The organism is Methanobrevibacter sp. UBA188 (assembly GCF_905234905.1).
Taxonomy (GTDB): domain Archaea; phylum Methanobacteriota; class Methanobacteria; order Methanobacteriales; family Methanobacteriaceae; genus Methanocatella.
In genome coordinates this window covers 91,782-104,096 of the sequence record NZ_CAJOJM010000002.1, presented here as the reverse complement: position 1 = coordinate 104,096, position 12,315 = coordinate 91,782, and the positions used below count along the sequence as shown (strand labels likewise).

General features: G+C 31.1%; 10 protein-coding genes and 1 pseudogene. 7 read left to right on the top strand and 4 right to left on the bottom strand.

Annotation, left to right across the window (positions count from 1 at the left end):
* A partial coding sequence (locus QZ143_RS00950; protein ID WP_292880332.1) for a hypothetical protein occupies window positions 1–1,601 on the bottom strand: 1,601 nt, incomplete at its 3' end.
* On the opposite strand from QZ143_RS00950, the pseudogene QZ143_RS00945 reads away from it, so the two are divergent.
* Window positions 1,576–1,707: pseudogene (locus QZ143_RS00945) on the top strand (carboxylating.nicotinate-nucleotide diphosphorylase); the annotation flags it as partial. The gene QZ143_RS00950 and the pseudogene QZ143_RS00945 overlap by 26 nt on opposite strands.
* 2 nt (window positions 1,708–1,709) lie before the next feature.
* Here the strand turns inward: QZ143_RS00945 and QZ143_RS00940 are convergent.
* Complete coding sequence (locus QZ143_RS00940; RefSeq protein WP_292880329.1) at window positions 1,710–3,227, bottom strand: DEAD/DEAH box helicase; 1,518 nt, start codon at window positions 3,225–3,227, stop codon at window positions 1,710–1,712.
* Window positions 3,228–3,549: 322 nt separating this feature from the next.
* Between QZ143_RS00940 and carA the strand changes: the two genes are divergently transcribed.
* Both carA and carB read left to right on the top strand, forming a co-directional pair.
* On the top strand, window positions 3,550–4,632 hold the full coding sequence (carA, locus tag QZ143_RS00935) for a glutamine-hydrolyzing carbamoyl-phosphate synthase small subunit (RefSeq protein WP_292880327.1): 1,083 nt from the start codon (window positions 3,550–3,552) through the stop codon (window positions 4,630–4,632).
* A gap of 17 nt (window positions 4,633–4,649) precedes the next feature.
* Window positions 4,650–7,826 (top strand): carbamoyl-phosphate synthase large subunit, encoded by a 3,177-nt coding sequence (gene carB, locus QZ143_RS00930; RefSeq protein ID WP_292880324.1) that lies wholly within the window; start codon window positions 4,650–4,652, stop codon window positions 7,824–7,826.
* A gap of 18 nt (window positions 7,827–7,844) precedes the next feature.
* Here the strand turns inward: carB and QZ143_RS00925 are convergent, their stop codons facing one another.
* Window positions 7,845–8,459 (bottom strand): zinc ribbon domain-containing protein, encoded by a 615-nt coding sequence (locus QZ143_RS00925; RefSeq protein WP_292606249.1) that lies wholly within the window; start codon window positions 8,457–8,459, stop codon window positions 7,845–7,847.
* Window positions 8,460–8,552: 93 nt separating this feature from the next.
* Between QZ143_RS00925 and QZ143_RS00920 the strand changes: the two genes are divergently transcribed.
* Genes QZ143_RS00920 through QZ143_RS00905 form a run of 4 tightly spaced genes read left to right on the top strand, consistent with a single transcriptional unit; the run spans window position 8,553 to window position 11,520 of the window.
* A complete protein-coding gene (locus QZ143_RS00920; protein WP_292880322.1) occupies window positions 8,553–9,707 on the top strand; it encodes an amidohydrolase family protein in 1,155 nt (384 codons plus the stop codon).
* A gap of 42 nt (window positions 9,708–9,749) precedes the next feature.
* Window positions 9,750–10,172, top strand: coding sequence for a universal stress protein (locus QZ143_RS00915; protein ID WP_292606245.1), 423 nt, complete (start codon window positions 9,750–9,752; stop codon window positions 10,170–10,172).
* Between the two features lie 42 nt (window positions 10,173–10,214).
* The gene (locus QZ143_RS00910) at window positions 10,215–11,054 is read left to right on the top strand and encodes a CBS domain-containing protein (protein WP_292606243.1); all 840 of its coding nucleotides are present in this window, start codon (window positions 10,215–10,217) and stop codon (window positions 11,052–11,054) included.
* Window positions 11,055–11,064: 10 nt separating this feature from the next.
* A complete protein-coding gene (locus QZ143_RS00905) occupies window positions 11,065–11,520 on the top strand; it encodes a hypothetical protein (protein ID WP_292880319.1) in 456 nt (151 codons plus the stop codon).
* A 131-nt stretch (window positions 11,521–11,651) separates the two neighbouring features.
* Here the strand turns inward: QZ143_RS00905 and QZ143_RS00900 are convergent, their stop codons facing one another.
* The gene (locus QZ143_RS00900; protein ID WP_292880316.1) at window positions 11,652–12,311 is read right to left on the bottom strand and encodes a TfuA-related McrA-glycine thioamidation protein; all 660 of its coding nucleotides are present in this window, start codon (window positions 12,309–12,311) and stop codon (window positions 11,652–11,654) included.
* Window positions 12,312–12,315 lie beyond the last annotated feature (4 nt).

Here is a 12,315-nt window from a genome sequence, read left to right as displayed (position 1 = left end):
AAGAATAAAATAATTATAGCTATTAAAATATAATTACCAATATTATATATTATTCCTTCTTTGCTGAATAATAATTTATAGCATTTTACTACAAAAATATTTATTGTCTTTTTAATATCTATAAATTTATAAAATAATTCTTCTTTATCAACACTATCAATGAATGCTTCTAAAGAAGAATAATCATCTTTTATTTCGCATTCACATATTACTTTTTTTGTCGAAGAGTTATATTCTTTGAATTCACATTCCTTAGAACATAAAGACAAATTGTTATTATTAAATTCATTTTTCCTATCATATAAAGTCATATCCGTTCCACTCTCTGAAGTGTATGGAAAACATATATCATTATAAAACTCATTCAATGGGTCATATTTAAATAGATTGTCTTCATCTATAGATGCCCTATAACTAATATTTACTTTAATAAAGTTGCAGAAATTCAAATTTAATAAAATTTTTGTAATTGGATGAAAAATTTCATATTTTACAAGAGGTATTTTCCTTATATAATAGTCAATTTTAAAAATAAGTAAAGTATCATTTTTATCTATTATATTCAAATCTTTTAGTTTATTTTCACAAGGATTTAAATTTATAGTTGATATATCTTCATAAATTTTACTGATTTGATTAAAAGAAGAAGTTATTTGATATTTAATATTATTTAGTACTGTTGTTATGTCTTTTTTCTGCTCATTTACCACTTCTTCTAATAATGTGCTAAATGATATATTTTTTAAATCATTAAAAAGATTATCAACAAAAGTTTCTTTAATCACAGAATTTATTTTATTTTTAACACATTTTAAACTCAAATAATTTAATATGTTGCAATTTGGGCTAGAATTTTCTATAATTGAGGAAGTTTCAAATATTTTTAAATTATTTATTATAATTTTTGTGTTTTCTTTTAGACCAGCAGTGATACCAAAATGGACTTCTTCTTGTCCTAATAACTGTTGAAATTCAGATAAATCTTCATTTTTTAATAAAAATTCATCATTATTTGTTTTCACATTAAGAACTTTACCAATTATGCTTATTTCAAAGACTGTATTTTCATTATAATTCTTTGAAGAACTATCATAAAAATTTGGCAAATTTTTATTACACAAAGAAATGCATAAAAGAGAATTAGAAGAAACTTCTCCATTTATTTTATAGTGTACTGAAAGATGAGGTTTCAAATTATCAAAATCTAAAAAATCATAATTGAAATCAAATTCAAAAACTACTGCATTTCTAATGCCACTGTAACCAATTCCAGAATCCTCATCTCCTATTAAATTATCAGTTGAACTTGAAGTAAATACAATTGCAAAACCTTCTGGATATGTAGTTGTTGTAGAGCCAAAAAGGCCTGTCTCTACTTCAGGTATTATTGTTGGTTGAAATGAAATAATTAATCCTGTTTTATTTGCAAAGTTATATTTTTGCCATATAGCCTCAACTGTTTTACTTGAAGATGATTCAAACTCAAGAGTTATATTACCATCTATTTCTTTAATAATTGAGGCTTCTCCAACTTTATTCCAATTTTCAGTTTCATCTAATTTAACTTCAGTCCATTCATTGATTGAAGTATCAGGGGGCATTACTGAAAATATTATATTGGATTATGCCAAATTAGGCGTTGATATCATATCAATAGGAGCTTTAACCCATTCATCAAGAAGTTTAAACTTCAGCATGAGATTTTAAGATTATACTCTTAATTTTAAAACTTCTTTTAGTTCTTCGTTTGTCATTTCAGTAAGGAATGTTTCATCGTTACTGATGGATTTGGCGGCAAGGTCGGTTTTATGTTTGCTTATTGCATCGATGGTTTCTTCCAATGTTCCTTTAGTGATGAATCTGTAAACCATCACATCATTTTCCTGGCCAATTCTGTGAACTCTGTCTGTGGCCTGATTTTCCACTGCAGGATTCCACCATAAATCATAATGAATTACATTTTGGGCAGCAGTTAAATTTAACCCTGTTCCACCGGTCTTAAGTGTTGCAACAAAAATCTTATAGTTTTCATCCTCCTGGAAGGTATTGATGATTCTTGATTTTTCTTCTCTTGTTTGTGATCCATGTAAAAATAGTACTTCCTGCTTGAACTTTTTAGAAATTAATTGTTGGATTAGTTTACCCATTTCCACATATTGTGTGAATATTATGACCTTTTCATCATTGTCCAAGATGTTTTCCAATATGTTCACTAAAAGTTCCATTTTTCCGGATTCACTTATTTTTGGATTTTTGATAGATAAAAATTGTGCAGGATGATTGCATGTTTGTTTTAGTGCAGTTAATATTTTAAGAATTATTCCTTTTCTTTGAATTCCTTTTGAATTTTCAATATCAAAAAATATTTCTTCCAGAATGGCATTGTATAATTTTATTTGCTTTTTGGTTAAAGTGCAGTAAATGTCGTTTATGAATTTTTCAGGCAATTCTTTTTTAATATCTTCATCGGTCTTCAAACGTCTTAAAACAAATGGTTTGGCTATTGCTTTAAGTTCATGCAATGTTTCTTCATCTTCTAATTTTTCTATGGGCATTACAAATTGCCTTTTAAAATCATCTTTTGTTGACAAGTATCCCTTATTTGTAAAATCAAATATTGACCAGTAGTCCATTAATTTGTTTTCAATAGGTGTTCCGGTTAGGGCAACTTTTGATCTGGCGTTAACACTTTTAATGGCTTTTGTTTGTTCAGTGTTTGGATTTTTAATATTTTGAGCTTCATCAATAACACATATAAACCATTTTTCATCTAAAAACATATCCAGGTCTAGTCTTATGATTCCATAGGAAGTAAGAATGATGTCATAGCTTTCCAAAGGGTAATTTCTATTGGATCCGTGGTAAATAAAATAGGTTAAATCGGGTGTGAATTTTTTAATTTCATTTTCCCAATTGGATATTAAAGTTGGAGGTACAATAATTAGCACGGTTTTGTCTTCTAGGAGACCTTCTTCTTTGTAGTAAAGAATTGCAGTTAATACTTGTATTGTTTTTCCAAGACCCATGTCATCGGCGAGTATGCTTCCAAATCCATATCTGATATTTTGAACTAACCATGAATAGCCAATTTTTTGATAGGGTCTCAGCTCTCCGGTTAGGGAGTCCGGAACATTGTATAATGTAGTTTTACTAGTCAATTTTTTAAATTTAGCAAAATCTTTAGCATTAAGGTGTTTTTTAACAAGATTTTGAGTTTCCAAATCCATTTTCCACACTCATTGATTTTAATTATTAATTATTATGTACACATTTAATTAAAATATTATTTGGAGGTTTCTGTGAGTTAAAATACTTTTTTGATTTTAATTTTATTTTCAAAATTTTTTCTTATTTTTTTTTCAATAGCTATGGCTGTTTTTTGCATGTCTAACTTTCATTGTAAATAATTATTCGATTGAGGGCACGATTTTTTAATTTTTTTCTTTAAAAAATTCTTTTTTTATATATAAAAACAAAGTTTAATAATATGGTAAAATAAAATATATAAAAGATAGAAAATTATTATAATTTTTTTATGATGGTGATTTAATGGTAAAAATAGCTAAATTAGCTTTGGAAGATGGTACTGTTTTAAAAGGAGAAGGATTTGGTTATGAAACCACTAAATTGGGAGAACTTGTTTTTTCCACAGGTATGGGTGGTTATACTGAATCATTAACAGATCCTTCTTTTAAGGGAGAAATTCTGATGTCCACTTATCCATTGGAAGGAAATCACGGGGTAAGTGAAGATTGGTATCAATCTGATAAGATTCAGGTTGAAGGTTTTGTTTGTCGTGAGGTTTGTCGTGAAGTTTCTAATTTTGGACCTCAGAAAACTTTGGATGACTTTTTAAAAGAATTTGAAACACCTGGAATCAGTGGAATCGATACACGTGACTTGACTTTAAAGATTCGTGAAAGAGGTTCTCTTAAAGCAGCAATAACAACTGAAGACATTTCTGATGATAAGTTGCTTGAAATGGCTCGTTCACAACCAAGTATTGAAGATGTTGATGTTGTTCCAAAAGTTTCCACAAAAGAAATCAAAGTATTCAATGAGGATGCAGACAAACGAGTTGCATTAATTGACTGTGGTGTTAAAAAGAATATTATTAATTCATTTTTGGAAAGGGATATTGGAGTAATTTTATTCCCTTATGATACTGATTATAAAACCATATTGGATTATTCTCCTAGCGGATTGATGATTACTTCAGGACCTGGAAATCCTGATAGGGTAACTGAAACCATTGAAACTATGAAAAAGTTATCCAATAGGTTACCTATTTTCGGAATATGTATGGGTCAACAATTAATAGCTAAATCTTTTGGAGCTAGATCTTATAAAATGAAATTTGGACATAGGGGTGAAAATCAGCCTGTTAAAGATTTAAACACTGGAAAAGTATATATCACATCTCAAAATCATGGTTTCACAATTGATAAGGAATCTTTAAAAGAAACTGATTTAGTTTTAACTCACGTTAATCTGAATGATGGAACTCCTGAAGGAATTTCACATAAAGAATTGCCATTACATTGTATACAGTACCACCCTGAAGCAGGACCTGGTCCAAATGATACAAGAAGTGTTTTTGATGAATTTAACAAAATGATGGATGATTATTAAATAAATGGGGATTACATATGCCAGTAGATAAAGATATTAAAAAAGTATTAATTATTGGTTCCGGACCTATCCAAATTGGACAAGCAGCAGAATTCGATTATTCAGGATCACAAGCATGTAAATCACTAAGAGAAGAAGGAATAGAAACAGTACTTGTTAACAGTAATCCTGCTACAATTCAAACTGATTTAGGCATGGCAGATACTGTTTATACAGAACCATTAACTCCTGAAGTTGTTGCTAAAATTATAAAGGAAGAAGAAGTTGATTCAATATTGCCTACTATGGGTGGACAAACTGGATTGAATATTGCAACAGGTCTTGGAGATTTAGGATTACTCGAAGGGATCAAAGTATTAGGTTCTGATGTTCAAACCATTAAAGATGTGGAAGACAGGGATTTATTTGCTAACTTGATGGAGGAAATTGGTGAAGAAATTCCAAAATGTCAGGCTGTTGAAAGTGTAGATGAAGCACTCGATGCCGTAAAGGAAATAGGTTATCCAGTAATCGTCAGACCAGCATTCACATTAGGCGGGACTGGTGGTGGAATAGCACATGATGAAGAAGAATTAATTGAAATTGCCACTCATGGGTTAGATATGAGTTTCATCAATCAAGTTCTCATAGATGAATCTGTTTTAGGATGGAAAGAAATAGAATTTGAGGTAATGAGAGATAAGGAAGACACTTGTATCATTGTATGTACTATGGAAAACATCGACCCTATGGGTATTCACACAGGAGACAGTGTTGTAGTCGCTCCTATTCAAAACTTATGTGATGAAACCATCCAAAAGATGCGTGATGCATCAATCAAGATTATTCGTGCTTTAGGTATTCGCGGTGGATGTAACATTCAATTTGCACTCAATCCTGAAAATGATGAATATAAAGTTATTGAAGTAAATCCAAGGGTATCAAGAAGTAGTGCACTTGCATCCAAAGCAACAGGTTATCCGATTGCAAAAATATCTTCAAAAGTCGCTTTAGGAATGACATTGGATGAAATCAAAAACGATATTACCAAAGAAACTCCTGCTTCTTTTGAACCTGCAATTGATTATGTTGTAATTAAAATTCCAAGATGGCCATTTGACAAGTTTAAAGGAATCGGCCGTGAAGTCGGAGTTCAAATGAAAGCAACCGGTGAAGTAATGGCTATTGGAAGAACTTTTGAAGAAGCATTCCAAAAAGCTTTAAGATCACTTGATATGGGCTTTGATGGATTTGAATATGTTGAATACACTGAAGATGACCTTGCACATCCAACTGATTTAATCTACTTCCAAATCTATTCTGCTATTAAAGATGGAATGGACATTGATAAAATAAGGGAACTTACAAACATTGATAATTTCTTCTTATACAAAATCAGAAACATTGTAAACTTCGAAAATGATGTTACTGCTGATAAATTGAATGATGAATACTATTTAAGAAAAGCAAAACAGATGGGTTGTTCAAATAAAAGATTGGCTGATTTATCAGGTCAAACCGAGGAATATATCAGAAACTTGCTTTTAAGATATAACATTCAACAATCCTATAAAATGGTTGATACTTGTGCTGCAGAATTTGAAGCTAAAACTCCATATTACTACAGCAGTTATGATAGTGGAAATGAATTGACATCCACTACTAAAAAGAAAGTTGTCATTCTTGGTGCTGGACCTATCAGAATTGGTCAAGGTATTGAATTTGATTACTGTTGTGTACATTCATCTCTCGCTCTTAAAGAAGATGGAATTGAAACTATATTAATCAACAACAACCCTGAAACAGTAAGTACTGACTATGACATTTCTGATAAACTCTTCTTCGAACCTTTAACATTTGAAGATGTGATGGGTGTAATCGATCAGGAAAAACCTGATGGAGTTATTGTTCAATTCGGTGGTCAAACTTCCATTAACTTGGCAGTTCCATTAGCTAATGCAGGTGTTAAAATATTAGGAACTCCATATGAAAGCATTGATAGGGTTGAAGACAGAGAATTGTTCGCTGAACTTTTAGAAAAATTACATATTCATCAAGCACCTTATGGAACAGCTAACTCATTTGAGGAAGCAAAATCCATTGCTGAGGAAATCACATTCCCAGTATTGGTCCGTCCATCATATGTAATTGGTGGAAGGGCAATGGAAATTGTTTATGATAACCATGAACTTGAAGAATATATGAAAGAGGCTGTGAAAGTTTCACCAGAACATCCTATTTTGGTAGATAAGTTCCTGGAAGATGCTATTGAATTGGATGTAGATATATTATGTGACGGTGAAGATGTATTCATTGCAGGAATCATGGAACACATTGAAGAAGCTGGTGTTCACTCAGGAGATTCCGCATGTGTAATTCCGCCTCAAACTATTCCTGAACATATATTGGATACCATTCGTGAAAATTCAACCAAATTGGCTTTAGAACTTGACGTTAAAGGTTTAATGAATATTCAATATGCTGTAAAACTTGATGAGGAAATGGTTTACATTATTGAAGCTAACCCTCGTGCAAGTAGAACAGTTCCATTTGTAAGTAAAGCTATTGGAGTCCCTCTTGCTAAAGTAGCTACTTGGATTATGGATGGTGCCAAATTGAAAGACTTTGATTTAACCAAAGAAATTAAGATAGATCATGTGGCTGTAAAAGAGTCAGTATTCCCATTCCTAAAACTTCCTGAATCCGATACTGTATTAGGTCCTGAAATGAAATCCACTGGGGAAAGTATAGGTATCGATGAAAGCTATGGAATGGCATTTTACAAATCTCAACTTTCAGCAGGAATGGTTTTACCTAAAGAAGGTAAAATATTTATAAGTGTTAAAGAAGCAGATAAAAAGAAAATAAGACCTATCGCTGAAAAAGCTACTAATTTAGGATTTGACATTGTTGCCACTGCAGGTACTGGTGACGCAACAGGTCTTAAATCAGTTCAAAAGGTTAAAAAAGTTTCACAAGGATCTCCAAATATTAGAGATGCAATCTTAAACAAAGAGATTGATTTAATTATTAACACTTCTGAAGGTAAACAGTCTGCAAGGGATGGTTATATCATTAGGCGTCTGGCTATTGAATTGGGTATTCCTTATGTTACCACTTTAGCAGGTGCAAGAGCAGCTTTAAATGCTATTCAAGCTGTTCAAAATAATGAAATCAATGTAAAATCTTTAAACAAATATACTGATGGAGATTAATCTCTCTATCTCTTTTTTTTAATTATTATATAAATATTCTTTAATGTCTATACCGCAAGATGGACACTCTGTCGCATCAATATCCAATCTGCTTTTACATTTTGGACAGTAGTTTAATTTAACTTTATACTCTCTGGTAGGGTCAATGATGATATTGACTTCAATTCTTTCAGTAACGTTAGTTTTTAAAACATTCAAGTCCCAGTCATTGTCCATCAGAATCTTTTTATAATAAAACGCTTCGGTCATTGTATCGTATTGGCCGATAATCTCTTCGCCTCTTTGAATGTAAAATTTGCGCATTTTATGATTAAAAAGAATTTCACCTTCCCTTTCCTTTTTATTGACATGCATTCCTTTAATTCTTCCTTTTGGTCTTTTTTCAGGAAATGGTGGTAATTCCATATGTTCGTACTTGTTTTCTAAATCACATTCGACAAGCAAATCATAATCGAAATTGCAAAAAAATAGCGCATCTCTTTCATATAATGCATCGGATAACTTTTTAAATTCTCCATAATCTTTATTATTGTGTTTAACACGGTAAACATTTCCTGTTTTCACAATATTTCTGTAAAAATAGCGAATTTCTTGAGAATTAATAAAATCATCCCCTTTTAATAAAAGATGCATTCATCTAATTGTTAAGTTTAATATTGCTTTTTCAATTAAATAAACTTAATGTAGGGTTAAATTTATTAATTAAAAAAATTAGATTTTCCTTTAATGTTTACTATAACTAATGGAATCATTTTAAAAGGCCAAGATTTGACATTAACAAAGGAAAATATTGTCGTTGATGATGGTATTATCATAGATATTGGAAAGGATTCTATGGAAGGCAAAATCATTGATGTAGATGGTGCTGTTGTTTGCCCGTCATTTATCAATGGTCATATGCATATTGGTGATTCGATTATTAAAGATGAAGGATATTCTTTATCATTAAGTGAAATGGTAAAGCCTCCTGATGGTGTAAAGCATAAAGCATTAGCTAATGCTGAAGATGAAGAAATTATATCTGCTATGAAAGACACAATGTGGGAAATGGTTGAAAGTGGAATCACACACTTTATTGATTATCGCGAAGGTGGAATAAAAGGTGTCGAACTTTTAAAAAAGGCGGCACACGATATTCCAATAAAACCTATAATTTTAGGGCGTGATGACAGTTTTTATGGTGATAGCCCTGATTTAAGGAAAGTCAAAATTGCTGTTCGCAAACTTCTAAAAATTGCTGACGGCATTGCTCCAAGCGGCTTTGGAGAAATTACGGATGAAGTTGCTCAGATAATTGTTGATGAATGCAGAAAAAATAATAAGATTTCTTCAATTCATGTGGCGGAATCCGAATCCAATCAAATAGAATCATTGGATCAATTCAATAAAACAGAAATAGGAAGGGGTGTTGAATCTGAATTCAGTCAATTGGTTCATTTAACTAATCCAAAAGTTGATGATTTAAATTCAGTTTCAAAATCAAATCAGAATGTTGTTGTCTGTCCAAGAGCTAATGCAACGTTAAATGTGGGAGTAACACCATTAAATCAAATTCTAAATTTGGGTATTAAACCATTAATTGGAACGGACAATGTGATGCTCAACTCTCCAAACATGTTCAGAGAATTGGAATTCACTTTAAAACTTATGTCAGTTTATTATAATGATTATTTAAATCCAAAAGAGTTATTAAAAATGACTACCACTAATGTCTGTGGTAGTGAAATTAATCATGTTGTTGAAAAGTCATTAATTTCAGTTGGTTGTCCTGCTGAATTCATGGTGTCAAATTCTTTTTCTATTAATCCTTACTTAAATATGATAAATCGTTGCGAATCGAAAAATATATTATATATCATTAATAAAAAATTAAACATATAGTATAATGGTATAATTTATATACTATATAGGGAGATGTTAATAATGTATAAAAAAATATTAGTCCCAACTGATGGGTCTGAATTCGCAAAAAAAGCACAAAGACATGCTCTATTTTTAGCTAAGGTTAGTGGAGCTGAAATTGTGGCTGTAAGCGTTACTGAAAATAATTTTGTTAACGGGCTTCCATTAGATGATGAAATATATCAGTTAAATCAAGTCTTAAATGAAAGATCTGAGGAAAACCTTAAGGAATTTGATAAGTTAAATGAGGATGATATTAAAATCACTCATGTCATTAGAGAAGGTTCTCCTGCTAGGGTTATTTTAGAAGTGGCAAATGAGGAACAGGTTGATTTAATTGTTATGGGAAGTTCAGGTAAATCTGGCTTCGATAGATTTATTATGGGTAGTGTGGCAGATAAAGTTGTAAACTCTGCTAAGTGTGCTGTTCTTGTAGTGCATTAGATTCTACCTTTTTTATTTCATATTAATTATATAGGTGTTTTTATGTTAGTCAAAAGAACAATGTCTAAAAATGTTGTAAGTGTTTCTGTACCTGGAAACCGTGAAAAAGTTTTAGACTTAATGAGAAAAGAAAATAAAGCAGTACTTCCAGTAGTAAAAGAAGACACTAATATATTGGTAGGTGTTATTACTCGTTCAGATTTAATTAATAATCCTGATGAAGAACAACTTGCAATGTTGATGAGTAGGGAATTAGTTACCGTAAGTCCTGATGATGATGTAACTGATGCTGCACGTGAAATGATTGAGAATAATGTTAGAAGAGTTCCTGTTGTTAATGATGATGGGGAATTGGTAGGAATTATCACTTCATTTGATTTGGTATCCAAAGCATTAACAAAAGTTGATGTTGATGATGCAGTTGAAAATTATATGATTACTACCGTTCCGACAACTTGGGAAAAAGCTCCATTGAATGTGGCATTTGAAACCATGAATCAATTCGGTTTAAAATCAGTATTGGCATTGGATGATGATGCAAAATTATCAGGTATTTTAACAGAAACTGATTTTATTGCTGAAATAGAAATAATTTCCGAAAGAAGTGAACACAGTTCCACTGTTGGAACTGAAGGTGATAAATGGTCATGGGACAGTACTTCCGTACTGTACATTGAGAAAAATCATTTAAAATTCACTGAAAAAGTTGTTGGTGATGTTGCAGTTGGTAATGTGGAAGTAGCTAACTCAAAAACTAAAGTCACAGACTGTGCTAAAAAAATGAAATCATTAAATATTGAACAAATTCCGGTTATTGGTGTTGAAGGAGATTTAGTTGGACTAGTTAGAGCTAGTGATTTAATTAAAGCATTAGTTGAATAATTGTGATATGATGGTTGTTAGTCCTGTATTGCTAGTAAAAGTTATTGAAAGTGGTGTGAGTGTTCGTGCAAGATATTATGATGATTTTGCAGAACATGAAATAATCCTTAATTCAGTAATTACTTATTGGTGGGCTAATGACTTGCCACCTGCTAAAAAGTTTTTGGAACTTTTTGATTCAGTAATCAAAAGAACCATCAATGAAATCATACCTCATAAAATCTTAAATTTAAAGTATGATGTTAAAGCTAATCAGAATTTGGATGATGCTTCAGAAATCGAAATCAATTTGATTAGTGTTGATGCAGATGGTGTTGGGTTTAAAATTGATGCTGAGACCATTTCACTGAAAGGGCTTAGAAAAGTCGATGATGTTTTTGAACCTAAAGAGTTTACCACAACTTTTGACCAGTGTATTGAAACTCCAGATATTGTTTTAAAAAAATATAAAGAGATGAAAGAATAATCTACTTTCCCTCACAAATTCAACTTTCATTATTTTAATTTCATGGTTAATATAATGATGGTTGTTGTCACTTTTTTTATTTTAATTAATTCAATTTTAATTTAAATTTATTTTAATTTAAAAAATAGAATTTATTTGCTTTGGCATATAGATTGGATATGCTTTAACAATAATTTGGCATCCTCTTTTTTGATGTCTTTACTTTCACGAATAAAATTAATTAGGATTTCTTTTTTATTATCATCTAAACTTGATTCATTCAAGACTAAAGAATAATTTCGTTTTGGATAATATGTTTTTTTGGCAATGATCAACAATTCATCCTTTTCTTCTTCACTTATAATGTTTTCAGATGTTGCATTGTCGAAAACATATCTCATGTTTATTAATGGAACTGAAAGGGCTTCTAAACTTTCACCATCCAACATTACTGCAACTTCATCATCTGAATCAATCGCACCTGTTGCATATTGTTCGTAGCAATATCCAATACCTGTCATTCCTAATGTGTCAAGTTCTGATGCTCTCAATGCACCCATACTTGAAGCTCCAAAGACGTCAATGTCTGAATTAATTGCATTCAGAATCTCTTTATGTCCAACTGCAGAGTTTTGGTGAAAGACTCCATCAATTATTCCAATGATATCGGGATGCTTTTTTAAAGCGAGGTTTAAATCACCTCTTTTAATTGGCTTTTCATAAATCACTTCTACGTCGGCACTGCTGTCAAGTATTTCTTTTGCTTCATTGAATGGTAAGGAAAGACCTGTGTAAATTATAACTTTAATCATATAA

What these genes read in the sequence shown, in the direction of transcription:
- QZ143_RS00940 (WP_292880329.1), bottom strand. Translation starts at nt 3,227, where the DNA reads ATGGATTTGGAAACTCAAAATCTTGTTAAAAAACACCTTAATGCTAAA.
- carA (WP_292880327.1), top strand. Translation starts at nt 3,550, where the DNA reads ATGGTAAAAATAGCTAAATTAGCTTTGGAAGATGGTACTGTTTTAAAA.
- carB (WP_292880324.1), top strand. Translation starts at nt 4,650, where the DNA reads ATGCCAGTAGATAAAGATATTAAAAAAGTATTAATTATTGGTTCCGGA.
- QZ143_RS00925 (WP_292606249.1), bottom strand. Translation starts at nt 8,459, where the DNA reads ATGCATCTTTTATTAAAAGGGGATGATTTTATTAATTCTCAAGAAATT.
- QZ143_RS00920 (WP_292880322.1), top strand. Translation starts at nt 8,553, where the DNA reads ATGTTTACTATAACTAATGGAATCATTTTAAAAGGCCAAGATTTGACA.
- QZ143_RS00915 (WP_292606245.1), top strand. Translation starts at nt 9,750, where the DNA reads ATGTATAAAAAAATATTAGTCCCAACTGATGGGTCTGAATTCGCAAAA.
- QZ143_RS00910 (WP_292606243.1), top strand. Translation starts at nt 10,215, where the DNA reads ATGTTAGTCAAAAGAACAATGTCTAAAAATGTTGTAAGTGTTTCTGTA.
- QZ143_RS00905 (WP_292880319.1), top strand. Translation starts at nt 11,065, where the DNA reads ATGGTTGTTAGTCCTGTATTGCTAGTAAAAGTTATTGAAAGTGGTGTG.
- QZ143_RS00900 (WP_292880316.1), bottom strand. Translation starts at nt 12,311, where the DNA reads ATGATTAAAGTTATAATTTACACAGGTCTTTCCTTACCATTCAATGAA.